The sequence below is a fragment of the Comamonas sp. JNW genome (assembly GCF_003105075.1).
GTDB classification, from domain to species: Bacteria; Pseudomonadota; Gammaproteobacteria; order Burkholderiales; family Burkholderiaceae_C; genus Comamonas; species Comamonas squillarum.
Map to the genome: position 1 here is coordinate 345204 of NZ_QETI01000003.1, position 23112 is coordinate 368315.

At 63.6% G+C, this 23112-nt stretch carries 16 protein-coding genes; 8 read left to right on the top strand and 8 right to left on the bottom strand.

The features are described from left to right. Window positions 1–137: 137 nt before the first annotated feature. Window positions 138–1160: a DNA topoisomerase IB gene (locus DCO45_RS07155; RefSeq protein ID WP_116925160.1), complete on the bottom strand. Its 1023-nt coding sequence runs from the start codon at window positions 1158–1160 to the stop codon at window positions 138–140. A gap of 1086 nt (window positions 1161–2246) precedes the next feature. Here DCO45_RS07155 and DCO45_RS07165 point away from each other — a divergent pair. Together DCO45_RS07165 and DCO45_RS07170 are read left to right on the top strand one after the other, a co-directional pair. Next, window positions 2247–6197: a choice-of-anchor Q domain-containing protein gene (locus tag DCO45_RS07165; RefSeq protein WP_165841140.1), complete on the top strand. Its 3951-nt coding sequence runs from the start codon at window positions 2247–2249 to the stop codon at window positions 6195–6197. 349 nt (window positions 6198–6546) lie between these two features. Further along, window positions 6547–8253 carry a hypothetical protein gene (locus tag DCO45_RS07170; RefSeq protein ID WP_133248087.1) on the top strand — a complete coding sequence of 569 codons (1707 nt, stop codon included), beginning with the start codon at window positions 6547–6549 and terminating at the stop codon, window positions 8251–8253. A gap of 266 nt (window positions 8254–8519) precedes the next feature. Here the strand turns inward: DCO45_RS07170 and DCO45_RS07175 are convergent, their stop codons facing one another. Both DCO45_RS07175 and DCO45_RS07180 read right to left on the bottom strand, forming a co-directional pair. After that, entirely contained in the window at window positions 8520–8840 is a 321-nt protein-coding gene (locus DCO45_RS07175) for a hypothetical protein (RefSeq protein WP_116925164.1), read from the bottom strand. 213 nt (window positions 8841–9053) lie between these two features. Next, window positions 9054–9971: a LysR family transcriptional regulator gene (locus DCO45_RS07180; protein WP_116925165.1), complete on the bottom strand. Its 918-nt coding sequence runs from the start codon at window positions 9969–9971 to the stop codon at window positions 9054–9056. 92 nt (window positions 9972–10063) lie between these two features. Between DCO45_RS07180 and DCO45_RS07185 the strand changes: the two genes are divergently transcribed. From DCO45_RS07185 to DCO45_RS07205, 5 genes are all read left to right on the top strand, one after another. After that, window positions 10064–11035: a tripartite tricarboxylate transporter substrate binding protein gene (locus DCO45_RS07185; RefSeq protein WP_165841141.1), complete on the top strand. Its 972-nt coding sequence runs from the start codon at window positions 10064–10066 to the stop codon at window positions 11033–11035. Next, window positions 11028–11924: an amidohydrolase family protein gene (locus DCO45_RS07190; RefSeq protein WP_165841142.1), complete on the top strand. Its 897-nt coding sequence runs from the start codon at window positions 11028–11030 to the stop codon at window positions 11922–11924. Before DCO45_RS07185 ends, DCO45_RS07190 begins: the two co-directional genes overlap by 8 nt. Before the next feature lie 17 nt (window positions 11925–11941). Next, entirely contained in the window at window positions 11942–12910 is a 969-nt protein-coding gene (locus DCO45_RS07195; protein WP_116925168.1) for a hydroxyacid dehydrogenase, read from the top strand. A 54-nt stretch (window positions 12911–12964) separates the two neighbouring features. After that, entirely contained in the window at window positions 12965–13675 is a 711-nt protein-coding gene (locus tag DCO45_RS07200) for an RraA family protein (RefSeq protein WP_116925169.1), read from the top strand. 114 nt (window positions 13676–13789) lie between these two features. Then, window positions 13790–15067 carry a citrate:proton symporter gene (locus DCO45_RS07205; protein WP_116925170.1) on the top strand — a complete coding sequence of 426 codons (1278 nt, stop codon included), beginning with the start codon at window positions 13790–13792 and terminating at the stop codon, window positions 15065–15067. A 199-nt stretch (window positions 15068–15266) separates the two neighbouring features. Here DCO45_RS07205 and DCO45_RS07210 read toward each other — a convergent pair whose 3' ends face one another. Then, window positions 15267–15734, bottom strand: a complete 468-nt coding sequence (locus DCO45_RS07210) for a nuclear transport factor 2 family protein (protein WP_116925171.1) — start codon at window positions 15732–15734, stop codon at window positions 15267–15269. Between the two features lie 87 nt (window positions 15735–15821). Here DCO45_RS07210 and DCO45_RS07215 point away from each other — a divergent pair, with 87 nt between their 5' ends. After that, complete coding sequence (locus DCO45_RS07215) at window positions 15822–16391, top strand: TetR/AcrR family transcriptional regulator (RefSeq protein ID WP_116925278.1); 570 nt, start codon at window positions 15822–15824, stop codon at window positions 16389–16391. A gap of 105 nt (window positions 16392–16496) precedes the next feature. Here DCO45_RS07215 and DCO45_RS07220 read toward each other — a convergent pair whose 3' ends face one another. From DCO45_RS07220 to DCO45_RS07235, 4 genes are all read right to left on the bottom strand, one after another. Continuing rightward, window positions 16497–18317, bottom strand: a complete 1821-nt coding sequence (locus DCO45_RS07220) for an ATP-binding protein (RefSeq protein ID WP_243419274.1) — start codon at window positions 18315–18317, stop codon at window positions 16497–16499. A 23-nt stretch (window positions 18318–18340) separates the two neighbouring features. After that, window positions 18341–19033: a response regulator transcription factor gene (locus tag DCO45_RS07225; protein ID WP_116925173.1), complete on the bottom strand. Its 693-nt coding sequence runs from the start codon at window positions 19031–19033 to the stop codon at window positions 18341–18343. Window positions 19034–19486: 453 nt separating this feature from the next. Continuing rightward, window positions 19487–20233: a sulfite exporter TauE/SafE family protein gene (locus DCO45_RS07230; RefSeq protein ID WP_116925279.1), complete on the bottom strand. Its 747-nt coding sequence runs from the start codon at window positions 20231–20233 to the stop codon at window positions 19487–19489. A gap of 323 nt (window positions 20234–20556) precedes the next feature. After that, on the bottom strand, window positions 20557–23004 hold the full coding sequence (locus DCO45_RS07235) for a TonB-dependent receptor (protein ID WP_165841143.1): 2448 nt from the start codon (window positions 23002–23004) through the stop codon (window positions 20557–20559). Window positions 23005–23112 lie beyond the last annotated feature (108 nt).

Sequence of the window (23112 nt, forward strand, 5' to 3'; positions counted from 1 at the left end):
TGCGCCAGGCATTGGGCCGCAACGCCGATATCGTGGAGATATCGGCGTTTTTTCTTTGTGCCAGGATTGGCGCCAGGCATCCGCATGCACGCTGCAGCAGCTGCCCAATGCGCTAAAGGAGAAGGCCCAAAGCCGTTTTATGGTTTGCGCCGCCGCTTGCCAGTCGCCAAAAACGCCATCAGCGTGCGCTCGGCCTCGCGCAATCCCGCGCTGCCGCGCAGCTTGCCCGCATAGGCATCGCAGCGCGCGCCGCCCTCGGGACCTTCGCAGACCTCCATCACCAGGGGGTGAATGTAGTACTTGCGGCAGACCGCCACGGTATTGCCCAGGTGCTGGGCGACCTGGCGGACGATATCGGGTGCCGTCAGCGGCGCATCGCTGCTGCGCGACTGCAGCGCCAGCGACAAGGCCAGCACGCTGGCATGCCAGGTGCGAAAGTCCTTGGCGCTGAAGTCCTCACCGGCGATCTCGTGCAGATAGGCATTCACATGCTCGGAGCGCAGCTGCTTGCGCTCGCCCGCATCATCCACATACTGGAACAACCGCTGGCCCGGCAGGTCCTGGCAGCGCCGCACGATGCGCGCGACGCGCGGGTCCTCCAGCTCCACCTGCTGCTCCACGCCGCTCTTGCCTTTGAACGCCAGCCGGATGCGCGATGCGCGCATCGTCACATGGCGGTTGCGCAGGGTCGTCAGCCCAAACGAGCCGTTCTCGCGCGCATAGCTGTCGTTGCCAATGCGCAGCGCCGTGGTGTCCAGAAGGCGGACTACCGCTGCCGCCACCGAGGTCTGCGTGGTATCCCCCGCTTTCAGGTCGCGCTGGATGCGCCTTCGAATCAGACCCAGCTTGGCCGCAAAGGCCGCCATGCGCTCGAACTTGGTCTGCTTGCGCTGCTCCTGCCACAGCGGGTGGTAGCGGTACTGCTTGCGCCCCCGGGCATCGCGGCCCGTCGCCTGCAGGTGGCCCTGCGGATCGGGGCAGATCCACACATCGGTGTAGGCGGGGGGAATGACCAAGAGGCGTATGCGCTCGAGCTGGCGCGGGTTGCGGATGGTCTGCCCGCGCTGGTTTTGGTAGACAAACCCGTCGCCGCGCTGGATGCGCTGCCAGCCGGGCGAGGCATCGGTGACATAAGCCAAAGGCTTTTGGGGTTTGACCATGTGGTGCTGCTCTTGTGGTTTTGAGAAATGCGCTGAGCGCGTCGCAAAAGCGTAGTGGGGACCACGGCAGCCCGCTGTCAGCGCGGGGCTTGCGCAGGCCTCCTGTTTTGGCGCATCTGCGCCTCAGACGGGGCTGCTGCGCAGATGCGGGGTAGATGCCGCATGGCTGTGGTCTTGGCAAAGCCGGGGCAGCCGGGACCGTGCTCGGCGGAAAAGTTCAATGCGCTGGCACGGGCACTCTGTAAGCGGAAATCGCTTCGTTATGTAGTTTTTGTAACGCCGGATAGATTTCATCAAATAAATAGGTAGAGTTAATTTTTCAAAGAAAATTGAAGAAAACCAAATGTCAGAACGTTCTAGCAACCTGCAGGATTTGGCTGAAAGATTGGCAGCCTTGAGGGAAGAAGGGGCGGAGTTGCTGGCCCGCAGGCCGGCGCCGGGCACCAGCGACCATGCGCGTTTGTCTTCAATCGATGCCCAGATAGAGGCGTTGAGCCGGCAGCTGCAGCAGGGGGCGGGTCAACCTTGAGCCTTGGACTCACGCGCGGCATGTTGTGCAGGCTGCACCAAGGTACCGGCTCTTATGGGGCCCTCGGTAAGCGCCATCGCGCGGAGGCCAACCGCTATTTGCCCTTGCATGCGCAGAAGCGGATGGCAGCATGCCAGGCATCTGTTCTGTATTCTTCCGCTTGGGCCAAGCCACACGATCGGTGACGCAGAGTAGGTCTGGGAAGCCTGGCGGCTGGACGCTGATAAGCAAGCGGACTGCATTGGCTTTCACCCGAGCGCTGACCATCGCCCCAGTGCCGCGCATGGGCCTCGATAGTCCCCACATCTCCCCTGGGCAGGCCCTGAAAGCCCGCCACCCGCAGCCGAATCACTAATTTACGGGATGGCAAAACCGGCTTACCCCTTTAGTCTGCGCTCAAGACAAGACTGGGGGTAACTATGGTTAGTTTTGGCAACGCCGGTAACGTCGACAGGCGGGCGCAATGCGGGAGAGTTGGGCTGGCAACGACCCTTGAGCGCACAGCGCAGGCAAGGGCCGCCGGGAGCCGCTTGCGGCAGCTGATCTTGCTGGGCAGTTTGGCATTGGCATCTGCACTGCCACTGGCGGCCCAGGCCAAAACCTATGTGGTCAATGCCGTAACCAGCGCTACGGTGAATGCGTCCGGCTGCGGTGCAGGCAATAGTGGCACTTGCACCCTCGGCAATGCGATTTTGGCGCTCAATGCAGATGCAGACAGCAGCGTTGCGGCGCGCATCGAGTTTGACGCGGGGCTGTTTTCGTCTCCGCAGACGATTGCGGTGAGCCAATTGGCTCCTCGTTACAGCGTGGACATTGCGGGCCCGGGTGCGCATCTGCTGACCTTGAGGGGCAGCAGCTCGCAGACCATGTTTGTGATGAATGCCGGCCAAGACGCCAGCGGTACCGGAAGTACCTTGGAGGTTCGTCTCGCTGGGCTGCGCATCAGTGGCGCGCGCCAAGGTATCAACAGCGCTGCCAAGCTCACGGTCGACAGCTGCTGGATCGATGGCAACACCAACACCAGCACGAGCAATGGTGGCGGTATCCTCAACCGCGGCAGCCTCAGCTTGCTCAACAGCACGGTGGCCAACAACACGGCCAGCAACGCGTCGTTTGGCTACGGCGGCGGCATCCAGAATGATCCGACTGCCACGGCGCTGCTGATTCACAACAGCACCATTGCCAATAACCGCGCCATCCGGGGGGGCGGCATCAACAGCAGCTCTGGCGGCAGCGTGGTCATCCATAACAGTACCATCAGCGCCAACCTGGCCACGACCGGTTTTGGTGGGGGCTTCTATAAGGAGGGCAGCAGCGCGCCGTTGGTGGTCAACTCCATCATCCGTGGCAATACAGCACCCTCCAACAGCTATCCGGATGTCGTCGGAGGGGCCTCTTTCCTAGTCCAGAACAGCCTGGTCAATACCGTTCGGCTGGAGGATGCGGTGCAAGTGAGCATGGCAACTTTGGGCGCCTATGGCGGCACCATGCCCACGATGCCGCCCCTGGCGGGCTCGCCGGCACTGGGCCTGGGCCGCTACGCAGCAGGCGAGCAGGCGCTCGACCAGATCGGCGCACCGCGCCCAGCCACCGTGGGTGCGGTGATTGATGCAGGTGCTGTGCAAGGCCAGGCCTATACCCTGACGCTTGCCAGCCCTTCGCCTTTCCCCAGCCAGGTGGCGCCGGGCGCGGCGTTGCCGGTGACGGTGGATGTGCAAAGCGGCGGGCAGCCTCTGGTGGGGGTTACGCCGGCCTTGCTTGCCAGCGCACATGCGGGCCTGACTTCCAGCGCCAGCTGCGCGCCGAGCAATGCCAGCGGCCAGGCTGCTTGCACGGTCAGCTTCACATTGCCCGGTGGCGTGCCGGTCGCGGGCGTCAGCCTCAGTGCCTACCTGGGCGCAGCCTCGGTCAGCAGCGCGGCCTTTACCGTTGCGGCCCAGCAGCTGGGCGGATTTGGTATCAGCCTGCCAGCGCAAGTGGCTGCGGGCCAGGCGTTCAACATCACCGTCAACGCGCTCGATACCGATGGCCATGCGATGCCCAGCTACAGTGGCACCGTGCATTTCAGCAGCAGTGATGCCGGGGCGCAGTTGCCCGCAGACGCCGCACTCTCCGGCGGCGCGGGCAGTTTCAGCGCCACCGTGGCCGCCACGGGCAACCAGCAGATCACGGTGGCAGATGCGCTGTCCAACCCAGTGGCCCAAGGCTCGGCCAGCACGCAGGTGCTCTTGCTGCCGCCCACCGTCACCAATCTGGCGCCCGCTGTGGCCGATGCCGCAGGCGGCACGGTGGTGACGGTGAACGGCAGCCACTTTGATGCCACGGCCCAAGTGCAATTTGCCGGCTTTACCTATATCCAGCCTTTCAATGTGACAGCCACGTCGCTCAGCTTTGTGGCGCCAGCCGGCGCGGGCGGCAATGATGCAGCGGTACAGGTGTTTACCCAAGGCTGCTATGTGGCCCCGCCCAACACCCATTGCATGAGCCCCATCACGCCCGCCAGCCGGTTGCGCTTCTTTGCGGCCAGCTATGTGGTCAACAACGCTGGCGACAGCGATGGCAGCAACCCACAAGCCTGTGCCCAGGGCAATGCCAACACCTGCACCTTGCGCGATGCGGTGCTGCAGGCCAATATGCTGGGCGGCGCGCCCGTCATCGAGTTTGATGCCAGCGTGTTCAACCCCGCTGCGCCGCAGACCATCAGCTTGGCCCATGGCCAGATCAGCCTGGCTAAAAGCATGACCATCGAGGGCCCGGGCGCCGATGTGCTGACGGTCAGCGGCAATGGGGCCAGCCGTGTGCTGCAGATCGAGGCTGCCGCGCAGCCGGTGCGCTTGGCGGGCCTGCGCTTGGCGCAAGGCCGCTCCAACGGCGGCAGCGCGGTGCTCAACCATTCCATCGGCATGGTGCAGCTGCAAAACCTGGTGCTGGCGCAGAATGTGGCCGCAGCCGGGGGCTATAGCGGCGGCAATGACACGCTGGCCCAGGCGGGCTCGGGCGGCGCCGTGTACTCGCATGGAACGGGTGCGTTGGAGATTGAAGGTTCCACCTTCGACAGCAACAGTGCTGCGCAACTGGGCGGCGGCCTGTTGGTGGCATCGGGCCACACCGCAAGCTTGCGCGGCAGCACTTGGATGTCCAACCAAGGCGACTTGGGTGGCAGTGCGCTTGCCAACCTGGGCAGTGTGGCGCAAATCGAGAACAGCACCTTCAGCGCCAATGCCAGCCCGGATGCGGCCGGCCAAGGCGGCACCCTGTTCAGCCAGGGCCAGAGCCGTTTGGTGCTGGTGAACAGCACGCTGGCAGGCAATAGCAGCGGCGTTGCCGGTGGTATCAGTGGCGCAGCCGACGGTGGCAACACCCCCAGCCTGACGCTGGTGAACAGCATTGTGGCCGGCAACAGCGGCGGCGCTAGGCCAGCGGCTGATATCCGCAGCACAGGGCTGACCTTGGTTGATGGCGGTGGCAATGTCTTTACCCGGGACACATCTACGACCATCGACCCTGGGCTGGCACCGCTGGGCCACTACGGCGGCAACACGCAAACCCTTCTGGCGCTGCCCGGTTCGCGCAGCATTTGTGCGGGCGTGGCCAGCGCGGCTGGGGTGACCGTGCCGCCGCTGGACCAGCGTGGCGCCGCACGCCCCTATGCGGCCGACGGCCTGGTGCCCGCATCCTGCGTGGACGCCGGTGCCGTGCAAAGCCATTACGCGATGCAGTTCAGCGTGCAGCCATCAGCGGTGGCGCTGAACACGCCCATGCTGCCAGCGCCACAAGTCACATTGGAAGAAAACGGCCAGGCCTTTAACAGTACCAGCTACCCAGCCCTTGGCGCACTCGCCTCGCTGGGCAGCGTGCAGCTGGCCCAAGGCCCAGGCACGGGCCGCCTGGCCAAGCTGGTGTTGGCCACCACGCCGGTATCGGTAGACCTGGCAACTGCCACCGGCATTGCCGTGTTTGACGATCTGGAGTTTGCCCAAGCCGGTAGCCAGAGCCTCGTCGCCAGCCTGGCGCTCAACCCCAGCCTGGCCGAGCTGGCCCTGCTGCAAACCAGCAGCGCCAGCTTCGCCGTCGGCCAGTCCGCCGCGCAGGTCAGCCTGGAGGCCAGCCCGCAGCAAGTGCAGCAGGGCCAGGCGGTGACCTTGACCGCGACGGTGATCGGCAGCGCCCCTGGCGGCACCTTCACCTTCAGCGATGGCCCCACCGTGCTCTGCGGCGGCCCCGTGGCCCTTGCCACCGTGGGCGATACCGCCACTGCCCGCTGCACCACCACCGCGTTGGCGCAGGGTGAGCGCGCTATCACCGTGACCTACAGCGGCGATGCGAACAATGCGGGGGCCGTCGTGTTGACCCCGTCGCAGGTGGTGTTGACCGCGCCCCCAGGCAACGGCGGCGCCAATCCCATTGCGGTTCCTGCGCTGTCGGGTTGGGCGCTGGCCTTGCTGGCGGCGCTAGTGGGCGGGATGGGCCCGGTGGGGCGCCGTGTGGTGGCGCGCAAGCAGGACTGACGGCCTTGGCTGTGATCAGCTTGCATGGCAGAGCATTGGAGTCATATTTTTTGATCAAACAGAGGCGAGAGGGCTGAGGGGCAGGCTAACGGTCCCTCGTTGCGCGGCTGGTCTGGCAGTTTTTTGCCAGATCCGCCGCAGCTGGTTTGGGAACTAATATTTTTTGCACCCACGACATGGGCTCGTTTGTTGACGCCTGAGAGTGACACCGCTCTTCACAGCGTGCTTGTGTACAGAGGTATTCCGCAGCGAGCATTGGCTGCGGGGTGCGGATAAATAAAGGATGGCGGTAGATAGCCAGCGATTAACGACGCATCCCCTATACTTGCTGCGCACCATAGGAGATAAAGTGAAAAGCACCCAATGCATAAAAGTGATTCGTTCGGCTATGTTGGTTTCTTTGGCTGCTTTATCAGGAGCCGCGAGTTGGGCAGCGCGCGATTTCACGCCACAAGCTGGCACCTGGGTCATCAATCAAGAAGTGGACGGCAAGCCTGGACGTGGCCTGGCGATTGATGTACAGGGAAATACGTTTTTTATGCAGGTATTTGGCTATGAGAAGAATGGGGATGCCACCTTCTACACTGCCACCGGTCATATGGATGGCACGGCTGTTACCGCCCCGCTGATGCGCTATCAAGGTGGCCGTAGCTTTGGCAGCGAGGCACGGGATGCGAAAGAGGACGCCAATCTGGGTAATGTGACGGTGAGCTTTACCAGCGGCTTGAAAGGAACGGTGCAGTTTCCTGGCGAGCCTGCAGTCGAGATAAGGCGATTCCTGGTCGACAGCGCGATGGAAGGCGTGACGAATCCCGTCATGCAAAACGGCACGCGTCTCATGACCATGCTGGTGTTGAATGCACAGCGAGAAGTGGCCTTTCAATGGATGGCGGAACTTTCGCGGTCTCGCGACAACAGAACCGAGCTCACCATGCATCAGCACGGGTACAACCCCAGAGGGTATGGCGGAACTATTTTTCAAAAGCTGGTCTGTGAACCAGATGGATTGAGAAGCCGCTTTACATGCCTTCCCTCAGGCTCTGAACCTGTTCTGGGATTTGATGGGAAACCCGCAGAAGGCCCCAACATCGCCAGATTGAACTTTGAATTGGCTGGCTATGATTTGTCAGGCTTCGTGGATTTGGCAGGTGCTGGCGAAAGCCAGCCGGTCACTACGCTGCAGCTGACGGGCTTCGACCAGTTCTCCAGCATCAAGGGCTCCACTCGGGTAGTCGATGGCAAATTGATAACACCCTATACACAGCAAAACTATTATCCAGACGGAAATGAATTTGGGCCAGGCGCTTGTTCCTTGCAGTGCTCGGCTCGTGAAAATTTCAATACCTTGATGCCTATCAATGGAACCTGGGTGGTAGAGGACGAATTAACTGGAAAGCCAGGCAGGGGTTTAGCCCTGGATATTCAAGGCAGCACTGCGATCTTGCAGATTTTCAACTACCGTCCCGACGGACAGCCCAGCTTTCATATGGGCAGTGCCGATTATGTGAGCAAAGGGGTCGATACCTTGGCTACGGTAGCGACCATCCCGATGGATGAGTATGCAAATGGTCGCAGCATCGGGGGCGTACAGCAGCCTGCACAATGGCGTAGCCATGCAGGCGATGCGCTTTTGGAATTTGCATACCAAAAGTTCAACGCCCAGCCTCAAGAAGAATGGCAGTACTGGACTTCGGGCCTTGTACAACTGCCCGGCGAGCAGCCTGTTCGCATCAGGCGCCTGCAGTTGGAACGGGCAGAAACCTGGCCCGAAGAATTCTTGGGGCAATGGTTCCTGCCAGCGCTCCAGACAAGCTTCACCCTCAGCAAGATAGAAGGCAATGCAGCCGTTTCGGAAGACGGGCTAGCCAGTTGCCGCCCACCCGTGACGGGAAGCGCCGATAACCAAGTCAGTTGCATAGTTCGGCTTGGTGATGGTGCTTCCTGGAACCGGGACTCTCCCAAGCCATTGATGAACCGAGGTGGCGCCATGATCCGCTTACGTGACCGCCACGGCAACGGCGTGGGCTTGGGGCAGTTGGACTGGGCGAAAGATTAACGCTGCAGTCTGTGCAGAGCCATCCAGGCCATAGCTCTGCCGAACCTCGCGATGGTCCCGCGTCGGTGTCTGTCTACGAGGTTTGGTTGTGAAGAAGTCCCTGGTAGTCAAGCCGGCTGTAGTCGACCATTGCCAGAAAAAATCTTCAAATGTGGGGAAGGTATCGATCAGTCCGCCAGCGAACCAGAAAACCTGGCCTGGTTCACCTGCATGGGGCCGTGTCATGAGCATGATATCGATGTCGTCGGAGGAAACCGCCACTGCCATCAATTCTGACCGGTCGCATCCGCACAAGTCGGGCAGCCGCTCCAGCGAATCGCTAAGTTCCTTCGCACGATCAGCGCGTGGCCCCGCCAAGAGATCGTCGATACCGAATAGGTCAATCTGGTAATGAAACGCTCGGCATGCAGCAAAAAGCTTCTGTACCCCGAGTCCAGGCTTTCGCCAAGGCACATTTCAAGTGCATCCAATGCTTGCTCGCTGGCGGCGACTTCGGGAAGGATGTGCTGCCATAAGCCGAGGGCATCCACCTCTGCGACCTTTTGCTTCACCAGTGCGGCGATGACAAGCGCTCTTTTCCAGTCCATTTTCTATCTTTTCTGGGGAAATGATGGGGGGCTATAGGGGGGAAAATTCTGCCTGTAAGGGATGAATAGGCGTTGTTGGCTGATAGATTGCATGCGCCAGCCCTCAGCGACAATGCCGCATTCGAGTTTTTGGACTACGGATGCATGTTGGTGTCTGCGCCCGAGGCCGGGTGGCGTTCTTGCACAAGTGCGGGGTGCGCTCTGCTGTGGCTTTCAATCCCCAGCTCCCACAAACAAACTCCTTCCCCGCTCCCGCAGCAGATTCAGCAAGCGGCGGGCCGCAGGCGATAGGTAGCCGGAGCGGCGGTAGGTCACGCCAAGCTTGCGGTGCAGCTGCAATTCCTTGAGCGGTACTTCGCGCAGCGCCTGGTGGCCACGCGCTTCTGCCAAGGTGTGGCGAGACAGAAAGCTCAGCAGCTCGTTGTGGGCAATCAGGCGGGGCAGCAGGGGGATGGAGTTGGCGTTGATCTGCACCTGCGGGGTAGAGAGGCCCCGGGCGCGGAAGGCGGCATCCAGCCATTGCCGGCTGGGGATACTCTCGAGCGGAAGCACCCATTTCCAGCGTAGCAGCGACTCGACAGTGATCTGCGGCAGCGAAAACACGGGGTGCCGGCGGCTGGTGGCGACCACGACGACGTCGTCGACGATGGCATGCGATACCAGCTCCTCATCGTCGTCCGGCATCAGGCCGATCAGCAGATCGAGCGAGCCTTCCTTCAAGCGCTCTCGGAGCATTAGGCTGGGCCCGGTGGTGATGTCGATCGTGGTCTCGGGCGCCTCGGCCAGCAGCAGGTTGCAGATTTCGGGCAGGACATAGTCGGCGGCGATGGGGCCGCTGCCAATGCGCACATGGCCGGCTTGCCCCCGCGAGAAGTCGTTGACCTCGCGCAGCACTTCCTCGGTCGTGCCCCGCAGCAGCCGGGCCCGGGCCAGCAGCACCTCGCCCACGGCGGTGAGCTGGATGCCCCGGCCCTTGCGCTCAAACAGCTCGCACGCAAAAGCTTCCTCCAGCCGCTGGATGGCCTTGCTCAGGGCCGGCTGCGTGCGGCCCAGCTTGTCGGCAGCCAGGCCGACATGGCCGGCATCTGCCACCGCTTCGAAGTATTTGAGGTCCCGGAAATTGATGTCCATCGATAACTTTTAGGAATTATTTTATGAAAATTATCCAATGGACGGAATGATTTGTCGACTGGAGAATGCCATCCCATAACAGGAGACAAGACATGCGCAATATGACGAAAAAGGCTGCAGTGGCAGCGCTGGCCTTCGCCTGCTCGGCGGCCTTTGCAAGCGCCTGGCCAACCCGCGCCATCACCCTGGTGGTGCCCTTTGCCCCGGGCGGCAACATCGATTTCACGGCACGGGCCATTTCGGACCTGATTGGCAAGTCGCTGGGCCAGCCGGTCATCGTCGAGAACCGGCCCGGCGCTGGCGGCGTGATCGGCGCGGCCTATGTGGCCCGCGCCAAGCCCGATGGCTATACCTTGCTGCTGGGCAACTCCGGCCCCAACGCGGTGGCCAATGCGGTCAGCAAAAAGGTGCCTTACGACGGCGTCAAGAGCTTCACGGTCATTGGTGGCATCACCACCAATCCGGCGGTGCTGACGATCTCCACCCATATCCCCGCCAGCAACTTTGCGCAGTTCAATGCCTATGCCAGGGGCCGCGCGGGCGGCGCCAGCGTGGGTACCGCTGGCAACGGCTCCTTCACCCATCTGGCGATCGAGCTGGTGCGGGCCGCCACGGCCACGCCCATTACCGTCATTCCCTACAAAGGCACAGGCCCTGCGGCGGCCGACCTGATGGGCCATACCCTGGATGCGATGGTGGACCAGATCACCACGGCCGCGCCGCTGATCCGGGATGGCCGAGTCAAGGCCATCGCCCAGCTGGGCCCTGTGCGCTCGCCGTTGATGCCCGATGTGCCCACCTTGGCGGAGCAGGGGTTCCCGGCGGTGGATGCCACGCTCTACACCGGCTTGTTTGCGCCTGCCGGTCTGCCTCCTGCCATCCTCGACAAACTCTCCAGCGCGCTGACCGCTGCCCTGAAGGACCCCAAGGTTCAGCAGCGCTACCGGGAGATGGGTGCCGAGCCCACGGCGCTGACGCGTGTGGAGTTTGAAGCCTATGTGGCAGCGGAAGCCAAGCGTTGGGCCAATGCGGCCCAGACCAGCAAGGTGTCGATCGATGACTGATGCGGTAGCCACCGGCAAGCATGCGTCGCCTGCGCTGCCTTCGCCGCTGCCGGTTCTGTCAGGCCAGCAATGGGCGGGCGCCTGCGACTGCCATATTCATATCAACGATCCCCGCTACCCCTATGCGGCTGGGGCCGACCTCCATCCGCCCGCAGCCACTGTGGCCGATTACCGGCAGCTGCAGGCGCGGCTGGGCACCCGCAGGGTGGTGGTAGTGCAGCCCTCCAGCTACGGAACGGACAACCGCTGCACCTTGGATGCGGTGGCCGAGCTGGGCTTGGACGTTGCCCGCGCCGTCGTCGTGGTGGATGCCAGCACGAGCGCGGACGATGTGGCCGCGATGCACCAGCGCGGCGCCCGTGGCGTGCGCTTCAACCTGCTGCGGCCGTCGCCTGTGGCTGCTGGCCACATGCATGCGGTGGCCCGGCTGATTGCACCCTGGGGCTGGCATCTGCAGCTACATGCCAGTGCTGATCAGATTGCTGCGCTGGCGCCCGCGATACGTGATTTGCCAGTGCCGGTGGTGTTTGACCACCTCGCCCGTTTGCCGGGTCATGGCGGCAGCACGCATCCCGCATTTGACGTGGTGGCCCAGCTGCTGCAGCAGCAGCGCGCCTGGCTCAAGCTGTCCGGCGCAGAGCTGGATGGCGCGGCCGAGGCGCCGGGCTACGCCTCTGCTGCCCGTGTCGCCCAGCGCTTTATTGCGCTGTCTCCTGACCGCCTGGTCTGGGGCAGCAACTGGCCGCACCCCGCTATCCACAAGACCGGAGATGCGGCCCCCGATGACGCAGCGCTGCTGCGTTGGCTGTCTGCCTGTGTACCCGATAGCGCTGTGCAACGGCAGATCCTGCTGGACAACGCCTGCAACTTGTACGGCTTCAGCGTTTGATTTTTTGACTCTCACCTATGACTTTCTGCATCTTTGTTACCGCACCCCGTCTGGCCCCAAGCGGGGTTGACCTGCTGGCCCAGGCCAACGCCCGTGTCATCTATCTGCAGGATGGCAACAGCGCCGAGGAGGTGGAGCACATCATGGCGACCGAACCGGTCGATGCCGTCATCTCGCGCACCGTCGCGCTGTCGGCCAAGGCCATTGCCTCCTGCCCCACGCTCAAGGTCATCTCCAAGCATGGCGTGGGCGTCAGCAATATCGATGTCGAGGCGGCCACGGCGCGCGGCATTCCTGTGTATGTGACGCCAGGCGCCAATGCCCAGTCCGTGGCCGAGATGACCTTGGGCCTGATGTTTGCCGCAGCCCGCCGTATTGCCTGGATGGACAGCGAACTGCATGCCGGCCGCTGGTCGCGCGTGCAGGATGGCATCGAGCTGCAGGGCCGCACCTTGGCGTTGGTCGGGTTCGGGCAGATCGGGCAGCGGGTGGCAGCGGCTGCGCTGGCCATCGGCATGCAGGTGGTTGCGTTTGACCCGGCTCTGGCGCAGAGCTCCAACCCCGCCGTTCGTCTGCTGGGCTCTTTCGAGGAGCTGCTGGGCCATGCCGATGTGCTGAGCCTGCATGTACCCCTGAACAAGCACACCCGCGGCATGCTGGGTGCCGAACAGATCGCCAAACTGCCACGCGGCGCGATCGTGGTGAACACCGCGCGCGGCGAGGTGATCGACGAGGCTGCGCTGATCGATGCCTTGAAGACCGGGCAGCTCTATGCCGCCGGCCTGGACACCATGCACGAGGAGCCACTGCCTGCCTGCCACCCGCTGACCCGCCTGCCCAATGTGGTGCTGACCCCGCATGTGGGCGGCTCCACGCCCGCCGCCTTGGCCGGCATGGCCTCGGGCGCCGCGCGCAATGTGCTGGGCTGGCTGCAGGGGCAGCCGGCCGATGCGGCCGCCTGCGTGAACGGGCAAGTACTGGCTTGATGCCCGCCCAACGACCTTCGATACCTTTTCCCTCTTTATCCGAGAAAGCGCCGCATGAGTTCTGACACCACTACTACCGCATCGCTCCAATGGCCTGCGGGCTACCGCATCAACCCCCGTGTGGACGGGCCAGCCGCTGACGTTGTAGCCGCGTTTCGCGAGATTCCGGTGGCCGCGATTGGCGATGCGATGAGCCGCAATATCGGCACCATCGGCCTGCGCCAGTACCATGCGCGGCTGGACACCGTCCTGTGCGGCCCTGCGGTGACGGTGCGCGTGCGCCCGGGCGACAACCTGATGATCCACAAGGCGCTGATGATGGTGCAGCCCGGCGATGTGCTGGTGATCGATGGCGGCGGCGATGTGGCCCAAGCCCTGGTCGGCGGCCTGATCCGTACCACCTGCGTAGCTAAAAAACTGGGCGGCCTGGTCATCGACGGCGCTGTGCGGGACCTCTGCGAATGGGCCGAGGAGGGCATGCCGCTGTTTGCCAAGGGCCATACGCACCGGGGCCCGAGCAAGGACGGCCCGGGCGAGATCAACATCCCCATCTCCTGCGCCGGCATGGCCGTGCTGCCGGGTGACCTGATCGTTGGGGATGCCGATGGCGTGATCGCGATCCCGGCCGCCGAGGCAGCGCGGGTGCTGGAGCTGGGCCGTGCGCACCTGATCAAGGAAGCCAAGATCCGCGCCGACAATGAGGCCGGTCGTTCGGACCCCGAGCGCTTTGACGCCACCTTGCGCGCCAAGGGTCTGCCGGTCTGATCGCCAGCCGCCTCAGCGGCCATACCAAGAAGGTCAGCAGGACCCCTCGCTGACCCCTTTACCAAGACACATCTCCCTTCGGGCCAGCGCCCGTGGGGGTGGAGGAACACGTCCATGCTCGTCGCATTGAGCTTTGCCATGTTTGCCTGTTTCATCTACCTGCTGATCAGCGGGCGGATGTCGGCCGTGGCCACCCTGATTCTGGTCCCGACCATTTTTGCGCTGATTGGAGGCTTTGGACCAGAGATGGGCGCCATGGTCATCAAGGGCGTTCGCACCATTGCACCGACCGGCGTTTTGCTGATCTTCGCGATGGCCTATTTCATGCTGATGACCGACACCGGTCTGTTCGATCCGATCATCCGCCGCATCGTCGGCGCGGTCGGCGGTGATCCCGTCAAGATCCTTATCGGCACCGTGGCGCTGGGCTACCTGGTCGCGCTCGATGGCGATGGCGCCACGGTCTACATGATTGTGCTGTCGGCCTTCTTGCCGATCTACAAACGCCTGGGCCTGTCCTTGCCGCTGGTGGCGGTGCTGCTGCTGCAGTGCACTGGCATTGGCAACCTGCTGCCCTGGGGCGGCCCAACGGCTCGGGCCGCCGCTTCGATGAAGGTCGAGATGTCGGAGGTATTCACGCCGCTGATCGCGCCACTGCTGGCCTGCGTGGTCTGGGCCTTCTTTATGGCCTGGCTGTTTGGCAAGCGTGAGCGCAGCCGCCTGGGCATCGTCCAGCTCGACACGGCGCAGATGCTCGAGCAGCACCCGCCTGCTGGCTGGAAGCTGTACTTCAACTGGGCGCTGACCATTGGCCTGATGGTTGGCCTGGTGATGGAAGTGCTGCCTCTGGCCTATTTATTCATGCTGGCCACCGCTATTGCCTTTGTCGTGAACTTCCCCAAGCACCAGGACCAGCAAAAGCGCATGGCCGAACATGCGCCCGCCATCCTGTCCGTGGCGATGATGCTGTTTGCTGCCAGCGTCTTTATCGGCATCCTGAACGAAACCGGCATGGCCTCGGCACTGGCCAAGACCATCGTCGCGATGGTTCCCGAGGCGCTGGGCCCTTATATGGCCGTGGTCACCGCCTTGGTCAGCATCCCGATGACCTGGGTCGTCTCCAACGATGTGTTCTATTTCGGCATGCTGCCCATCCTGGCGGAGGCCGCCGCCCATTACGGCGTGACGGGCGCCGAGATGGCCCGCGCTTCGCTCATCGGCCAGCCCGTGCACATTCTGAGCCCGCTGGTCGCCTCCACCTATTTGCTGGTCAGCATGCTGGATCTCAACTACGGTGCCGTGCAAAAGCAAGCGATCAAGTGGGCCGTGGGGTCAAGCATGGTGATGCTGCTGGCATCGCTGGCGCTGGGTGTGGTGCCTTTAGTGAAGTAAGCGCCTGATGCCCATCACCGAAGCGGCGGTGATGGGCGCCCCAGCGGTGGATCACGGTCGCTGCTTTCAACCCAGTCGCACCAGATTTTTGAGCAGGACCAAGCGGGAGATGCCCAGGTGCCGAGCTGCCTCAGACTGGTCCGCGGGGGAGCGGGAAAATTTGCCATTGAGATGGTAGAACCGCTCGCTAGCCTGTTTATTAAAGCCCCAACTCTGACAGTCCAGGATGGTCATCCGGCCGGCGGCCAAGGGGCCAGTGGAACTTGCGCTCGGACTCTTTGATCGGCATGTCGTTGATGCAGGCGTAGCGGCGTCGCATCAGGCCGTCGGCTTCGAACTCCCAGTTCTCGTTACCGTACGAGCGGAACCAATGGCCTGCGTCGTCATGCCACTCATACGCATACCGAACCGCGATCCGGTTGCCTTCATGCAACCACAGCTCTTTGATGAGCCGGTAGTCCAGCTCCTTGTTCCACTTTCTCTCCAGGAAGGCCTGGGCCTCCGCTCTGCTGTGCGCGAATTCGGCGCGGTTGCGCCACTGTGTATCCAGCGTATAAGCCATAGCCACTGTAGCGGCATCTCGGGTGTTCCAGCCGTCTTCAGCCATACGCACCTTTTGGATGGCGGCTTCGCGGGTAAAGGGGGGCAGGGGTGGGCGCATTTCCATGGGTTACCTCTTTCAAAACGTATGTAGGACGATCTGTCTACATGTGTCATGCTAGCGCATGTGGAACGATCTGTCTACAATGCCCACATGCCTTCTGCAAAATCCTCCTCAGACACCCTCGCTCCTAGGGAGCGCATTCTTGTGGCCGCGCACGCGCTTTTCTACCAGGATGGCATCCGAGCCACCGGCGTAGACAAAATCATTGACCAGGCCAGCGTCAGCAAAGTCACGTTCTACCGCCAATACCCGAGCAAAGACGAGTTGATCCGGGCCTATCTTGACTATCGACATGGCATCTGGATGTCCTGGTTCGAGATGAGTTTGACGCAAGCCCTCCATGCAGGAGCGGCTGCCACGCTAGCACTCAGCACCACGTTGCGGACTTGGTTCAGCCGTGCTGATTTTCGGGGCTGTGCATTTCTCAACGCAGCGGCTGAGTTAGGCTCTTCTAACCCGGAAATTTTGAAAGTGGTGCGCCAACACAAGCAGGAAATGGCAGCGGTGCTCGACAGCCTGTTGGCCAGCGATGGCAGGCCTGTGGGCCATGCGCTGTCGTTGGTGATTGATGGCGCGATCGTCCATGCGCAAATGGGCCAAGTCTTGGATGACGTAATGGACGCCTTCAACGTAACGGCTGCGGCGATGCTTCAGCGCTAAGCTGCGAGCACGCAGCTCGCGCATGCAGCTCGTGCAATCTTGCAGGAGGAATGGGGATGGTTGCCTCGAATGAAGCGTACTCTCAACAAAGGTGCTTGGCGGACATCAGGCCTCAGGTGTTTCAGCACCCTCTGCGTCCGTGGGCAGCGGTACCCGCAGCAGCATCGTTGTGAGCCCGCCTTGCGACCCTACGGACAACTGCGCCCCCAGCCGCTGGGCCCGGGCCTGCATGCTGCGCAGGCCGGTGCCGTGCGTGGGGGTGTTGGCCGCTTTGGCCGCAGGCAGACCCACGCCATTGTCTTGCACCTGCAGCAGCAGCTGGCCGGCCTCGCGGGCCAGCACCACGTCCACGCGCTTGGCGTGGCTGTGCTTGAAGGCATTGGTTAAGGCTTCTTGCAAAATGCGCAGGACATCCAGGCTGGCGCTGGTGGGCAGGTGCAGCTGGTCGATATGGCTCAGCTGCCAGTGCACCTCCATGTCATGCACTTCGAACAGCTGGCTCATGCGGTAGCGCATGGGGGCGAGCAGCTCTGCGAGCGACAGCTCGCCATAGTGCTGGGCAGAGGCCAGGTCGATGATCAGCCGCAGGTCATCGCGCATGCCGCGCAGCATGCCCAGCACCTGGTCGGGTGGCAGCGAGCCGCGTGTGCGCTCCAAGGTGGTGATATTGCCGATCAGCATGCCGCCCAGGCCGTCGTGCAGGTCATGCGCAATGTTGACCCGCTCGCCCAGGCGGGCCTGCAGCAGCTCCAGCTCATGGCGGCCGGCCAGCGATTCGGTCAGCTCGGCGCGGGCTTCGGCCACATGGTGCTGCATCTCGTCGTTGAAGCTCTCGATGCGCCGCGTGTTCTGCACAAAGGTCCAGGCCAAGGTCAGCGCAATGCCTACGGTGGCCAGTGGCTCGGTGTAGGTGGCCAGGTAGAAGTTGTCGTCCACGATGCGGGTGAAGACCAGCAGGTCATGCGCCATCGCCAGGGCGCTGGCCAGTGCCGTGAGCGACAGCAGGCGCTGGGCCTGGTTGCCGTTGCGCCAGGCCAGGCCGACAAACACGCCAGCGGTGGTGAACAGCAGGGCCGACGAGGCCCAGGCCATCACATTGCGCATGTCTCTGAGCTGCGCATCAGGCACCAGCAAGGTAATGGCCGCCAGCGCGGCAATGATAAGCCACATGGCGGCCTCGCGCCTGGGCCAGCGGCGGCCCATGAAGCGCAGCACAAACATGGCATTGCAGCCGTGGTAGAGCACATAGGCAACCGACACCACGGCTGCATAGGTATTGATATGGTTGAACGGCCAGGGCGTGGTGCTGACAAAGTTGACGGTAAAGCCCACCCAGGCGGCCTGGCGTGCGGCGTACCAGCCGTAGGCGGCCTCTTGGCGGCGCATCAGCCACAGCACCAGGAAGAAGCAGCCCAGGGTCGCCCCCACGCCCAGGTGCAGCCAGTTGAGGTTGTGCCGCACCAGGTAGCTGTGCTGCTGTGCCATGCGCAGCGGCTCGGGTGCACCAATCTCAACCGGGCCTAGCGCAGGCTGGTAGGCGTAGTAGCCGCTCACGCGGATCAGCAGCTCGTTGCTGCCGCTGTGCAGCAGCGGCGCGGGCAGCACCAGGTAGCGCGGCGTGTTCCAGGCGCGTGTCATCGGCTCGGTCAGATACGGGTCGCGCTGCAGCTCCACGCCGTTGACCGAGATGACACCGGCTTGCATCAGGTAGTGGATGTAGAGGCCCTGGGTCTGCGGCTCGCCGCTGATGTCCCAGCGCAGCCGGTACCAGACAACGCCGCTATAGCCGGGCCACTGCTGGTTCCAGTCGTTGGGCACCTTCACCGGCACCCAGCCGTTGTCGGGTGGCTGCTGGGCATCCCAGTCCGAGCGCGCCGCCTCGGCCGTGCCAGGCCAGGGCTGGCCTTGCGCCTGCGCGGGCGGCACCTGGCACAGGGCCGCCAGGCAGATCAGCGCAACAAGCCATGCTCGCGTGCACGCCGCAAGGCCTGCGTGCGCGAGCTCACGGCCAATTTGTCGTAGATATGCCGGATATGGGTGTCGATGGTCCATCGGGATAGGTGCAGGCATTCGGCGATTTCGCGGTTGCTCATGCCGGCGGCGACATGGTCGAGGATCTCGCGCTCGCGCTCGGTGAGCGCTTCGCGCAGCGCCGGGTCCGGCGGCTGCGACGGGGTGGGAGGGCGCCCGGCCGGGCGCCCCACCAGGTCCAGAATACGCCGGGCGATGAAGGGGTCGATGGGCGCGCCGCCCTTGAGCACATTGCGCACCGACAGCGCAATCTCCAGGTCGTCGCGCTCCTTGAGCACATAGCCATTGGCGCCGGCGCGCAGCGCGCCCAGAATCATCTCCTCGGTGCTCCAGGCCGACACCACCAGAATCGGCAGCACCGGGTTGCGCGCGCGCAGCCAGTCAATCAGGTCAATGCCATTGCCATCGGGCAGGCCTAGATCGATCAGCGCCATCACTATGGGCTGCAGGCCGCCCTCGGGCGCGGTCACCAATTGCTGGCACTCGGCCAGCGAGCCGGCCTCGCACAGCTGATCGGCTGCGACGCCTACCGAGCCCAGCACGGCGCCCAGCCGGGCGAGCATGTCGGGGTCGTCATCAACCAGCAGTACGGGAAGTTGCGCAATAGCCATCGCTACATTTTGACGCAAAGACGGAGATCTTCCATCACGCATTTACGGTAAATGCGGCTGTTATGGCCCCTGGAGCGCTAATGGCCGGACAAGGCGTTGAGCGTGGATGGCACCTGCTGGGCACTGCGCTAGGTGAGCCGCCACAGTACGGCAGAGGCCAGCAGCATAAAGCCAGCCACGGAGCGGTGCCCAGGCACCACCACCTTGCCGCACAGCGGCGTGGCGGCCGAGAGATGCTGCGCTGGAACGCGCCCGCTGCGCGCCCAGCAGCGGACTGATGAGCGCCAGCTGCGCGACGCCTGCGCACAGCACCAGCGTGTCGCTGGTGACCGCGCCGATCCGCGCCATGGCCACAGGTTGCGGACGGTAGCAAGGCATTTTTGCCATCCAGGTGATCGGCTGCTGTGGTGGGGCGGGCGTGGGGGATCGGTGTTTTGCGTGGTCTGCGCGTCTTTAAATAAAGGGCCGAGAGGCAAGCTCGAGTCCCAAGACAAGCAGCAACAGCAGAAAGCAAAGCCGAAAGCGCTGGGGACTGATACGCGCCCGGAGCGAAGCGCCAAGCCCCATGCCCAGCAACGCAGGGATGACGCTGAGTGACGAGAGGCCCAGCTGGTTCAGGCGAAATGCGTCGTTGGCCAGCAAACCTGCGGCAAGGGCCAGGGTCGAGATGCTGAAGGACAGCCCCAGCGCCTGCACCAGCTCATCCTTGTGCAAGCCAAGAGCGCCAAGGTAGGGAACGGCCGGCATCACAAAGACGCCGGTGGCGCCTGTGACCATGCCGGTAACCAGCCCCACCAGCGGTGAAAGCCATGTCTCCAGCGCACGCGGGATGGTGAGCGCGGGCGCCAACAAGGCATAGACCGCATACGCGATCAAGGCCGATCCCAGGGCGAAGCCGGACCAGCGGGGGTCAACTTGCACCAGGAGCGCGGACCCGCCCACCGTCCCGATCACCATGGCCGCCAGCATGGGCCACAGGCGCTGCACCAGCGCTGCCACCGCGCTGCCAGAGAACAGTTGCCAAACATTGGTGACTAAGGACGGCACCACCAACAGGGATGCCGCCATGGCCGGCGGCATCACCATGCCCAGCAGCCCCATCGCCACCGTCGGCAGCCCCATCCCGGTCACCCCCTTCACCAAGCCGGCAAAAAGAAAGGTGGCTGTCAGCAAGCCATAAAAGAACATTGAATCATGCATGGGAAACCTCCAGATGGCCCCCATTGAACGGGTTTGGCGGTCCAAGCACAATTCGGAATTTATGGCTGATGCTTCGGTTATTCCTGAGGATCTATGGAGAGAGCCTGGAAAATGGCCGGAATGGTTGGAAATGCCGTATATGCCTATGGCTGCTGTCTGGTAGGCGGTAGCCGGGCTGGCGTTGGCCGTTGGGCCCCCGCGGCCCGCTGGACGTGGCAGCGTCCAGTTTGTTTTACTGTGCAGACCATGCCGACCCGGCCGCTCCAGGTGTGCAGCCAGGCCATGCGTTGGCGAAACTCGCCTGCCATCTGCGCAGGCGGGTTTTAGAACGAGCCGCGCAAGGTCAACATCGCGTTGCGCGGCTCGCCATAGTGGCTGCTGTTGACCAGGCTGCCGATGGACGAGTAGTAGCGCTTGTTGAAGATGTTGTTGAGGTTCAGGCTCAGTTGCCAATGTGGGTCGATCTGGTAGCGCACATAGCTGCTCCAGACGGCGCGGCCCGGGGCATGGAGGTTGATCGCACCGATCTTGCGGTAAGAGGCCGTTTGGGTGTTGACGCCGCCACCGATGGTGAGGGCGTTCCAGTCGCCGGGCAGGCGGTAGGTGGTCCACAGGCGCAGCAGGTGCTTGGGCGTGTAGCTGTTGAAGTCCAGGCCTTCGTTGTTGATATCGCGCTTGTAGGTGTTGCGGTTGAAGGTATAGCCGGCAAACAGGTTCCAGCCCCGGCTCAGCTCGCCGCTGATCTCGGCATCAAAGCCCTGGCTGCGCACGCGCCCGTCGTCGGTGTAGCAGTAGTAGCCATCGCGGCAGTCCGGGCCGGAGGCGACGTCTTCGGTGGCGCGGTTCTTCTGGTCGACGCGGTAGAGCGCAAACGATGTGTTGGCGCGGCCGCCCAGGATTTCACCCTTGAGGCCGAGCTCATAGGTTGCACCCTGGATGGGTTTCAAGTTCTGGCCCGCCGCGTTGAGCGACCACTGCGGGTTGAAGATATCGGCATAGCTGGCGTAGGCCGACCATTGCGGGTTGAGGGCATAGATCAGCCCGGCAAAGGGCATGAAGCGGGTGTTGTCCTGGTGCGTGGATGAGGCGACGACGGTGCCGGTCGTCGTCGTGATCGTGTCGAAGTCGGTCTTGTAGCTGCCCAGGCGCCCACCCAACACCAGCTTGAGCGGATCGCTCAGCTGCAGGCGCAGCGCGCCATAGGCGCCGGCCTGGCGCGTCTTGCCCAAGGTGCGCTCGGTGTTGGCATAGCGAATGGCCTCGTCGCTGGGCTCGGTGCGGAACGGGTCCGGGTCAAACACATTGATCGGCACCGCCGGGCTCATCGAGCTGTAGTCGCTGGTGACCTTGCCCTGGCTGTAGCTCGTGCCCAGAACCAGCTGGTGCTCGCGCCCCAAGGCGCTGAAGTCGCCCACCAGGCTCGCATCCAGGCCCGAGGCGCTCTGGTCGGCTTGCGTCAGGTTGCTGACGGTGGCGCCCAGGCCGGTGGCGGCGGCCACGGCGCGCTGGGAAGAGGCGTACTTCATGTCCAGCGCTTCCTTGACGTGCAGGGCCGAGACCTTGGCGCGCCAGCGGCTGTTGAAGGTATGGGACAGGTCGGCGTACAGCGTCTGGGTATGGTTGTTCTGGCGGTTCCAGATGGCGCCCAGGTAGGTGGAGCGGGGCAGCGCGATGTCGCGGCCATCGCTGTAGTGCGGCAGGCCCGAGATAAAGGGCCGGCCCTTGAAGGACTCGTAGCTTGCGCCCACGCTGACCTGGGTCTGGGGCGAGATGTCGTACTCCAGGGTGCCGTACAGGGTGCCATTGCGCTGGTTGGCATAGTCGATGAAGGAGTGCTGGTCGTCCACATCGATGACGGCGCGGCCGCGCAGGCTGCCTTCGGCGTTCAACGCGCCGCTGCCATCGATTTGCGCGCCATAGCGGTCCCAGGAGCCGGCCTTGGCGGTGACGGTGACGCCGCCTTCCTTGAGCGGGCGCTTGCGCGCCAGGTTGACGGCGCCGCTCGGGTCGCCGCCGCCTTGCAGCAGGCCGGCCGAGCCGCGCAGCACTTCGGCCCGGTCATAGATGGCCGTGCCGCCCTGGTAGTTGCTGGCGCGGCCATAGAGGCGCTGCACATTGACCCCGTCATACTGGATGGTGGCGATGCTGAAGCCGCGCGAGTAGATGTACTTGCCGCCTTGCGGGCTTTGCAGCAAGGTGATGCCAGTGGTGCTGCCCAGCGCATCGTAGACCGAGGTCGCGTTTTGCTCATCCATCAGCTGGCGGGTGACCACGCTGATCGACTGGGGGATGTCCTTGAGCGCCTGCTCACCCTTGCCGATGGTGACGGCACGCGGCGTGTAGGCGCCGGTCTGCTCGGTGGTCGCACTGCGGATGGCCGGCGCGGTCACGCGGATCTCGTTGAGCGTCAGGCCAGCGGCGGCGGCATCGCTGCTGACGGTCGTGGCGCCGACTCTGGCTCCCGTATGGGGCGCGGCGCGCAATGCCCAGGTGCCGCCGTCGATCTTGACCAGCTCCAGCCCGCTGCCGGCCAGCGCGGCGCGCGCTGCGTCCTCCGGGGCATAGCTGCCGCGCAGGGCCGGCGCCGTGCGGCCTTGCACCAGGCTGGCATCCATGCTGATTTGCTGGCCGCTTTGCGAGGCAATGCGGGCCAGCGTGCTGCCCAGCGGCTGGGCAGGCAGGTCATAGCTTTGGACGGCGGCCGGGTGGCTGGTTTGGGCCTGGGCAGGCAAGCTGCAGGCGATGGCGGCGGCCAGTGCGAGTGCGCCCATATGCGCAGTAGGCAGGGCGGGCGAGCGGCAAAGTGGCATAGATTCCTTGGAGATGCAGAGGGAAAAATTGAGGCTTCCAAGGTGTGTAGAGCGAGCACAAAAAAGTGT

What these genes read in the sequence shown, in the direction of transcription:
- DCO45_RS07155 (WP_116925160.1), bottom strand. Translation starts at nt 1,160, where the DNA reads ATGGTCAAACCCCAAAAGCCTTTGGCTTATGTCACCGATGCCTCGCCC.
- DCO45_RS07205 (WP_116925170.1), top strand. Translation starts at nt 13,790, where the DNA reads ATGCTCGTCGCATTGAGCTTTGCCATGTTTGCCTGTTTCATCTACCTG.
- DCO45_RS07185 (WP_165841141.1), top strand. Translation starts at nt 10,064, where the DNA reads ATGCGCAATATGACGAAAAAGGCTGCAGTGGCAGCGCTGGCCTTCGCC.
- DCO45_RS07195 (WP_116925168.1), top strand. Translation starts at nt 11,942, where the DNA reads ATGACTTTCTGCATCTTTGTTACCGCACCCCGTCTGGCCCCAAGCGGG.
- DCO45_RS07215 (WP_116925278.1), top strand. Translation starts at nt 15,822, where the DNA reads ATGCCTTCTGCAAAATCCTCCTCAGACACCCTCGCTCCTAGGGAGCGC.
- DCO45_RS07175 (WP_116925164.1), bottom strand. Translation starts at nt 8,840, where the DNA reads ATGGACTGGAAAAGAGCGCTTGTCATCGCCGCACTGGTGAAGCAAAAG.
- DCO45_RS07225 (WP_116925173.1), bottom strand. Translation starts at nt 19,033, where the DNA reads ATGGCTATTGCGCAACTTCCCGTACTGCTGGTTGATGACGACCCCGAC.
- DCO45_RS07200 (WP_116925169.1), top strand. Translation starts at nt 12,965, where the DNA reads ATGAGTTCTGACACCACTACTACCGCATCGCTCCAATGGCCTGCGGGC.
- DCO45_RS07180 (WP_116925165.1), bottom strand. Translation starts at nt 9,971, where the DNA reads ATGGACATCAATTTCCGGGACCTCAAATACTTCGAAGCGGTGGCAGAT.
- DCO45_RS07235 (WP_165841143.1), bottom strand. Translation starts at nt 23,004, where the DNA reads ATGGGCGCACTCGCACTGGCCGCCGCCATCGCCTGCAGCTTGCCTGCC.
- DCO45_RS07210 (WP_116925171.1), bottom strand. Translation starts at nt 15,734, where the DNA reads ATGGAAATGCGCCCACCCCTGCCCCCCTTTACCCGCGAAGCCGCCATC.
- DCO45_RS07230 (WP_116925279.1), bottom strand. Translation starts at nt 20,233, where the DNA reads ATGCATGATTCAATGTTCTTTTATGGCTTGCTGACAGCCACCTTTCTT.
- DCO45_RS07190 (WP_165841142.1), top strand. Translation starts at nt 11,028, where the DNA reads ATGACTGATGCGGTAGCCACCGGCAAGCATGCGTCGCCTGCGCTGCCT.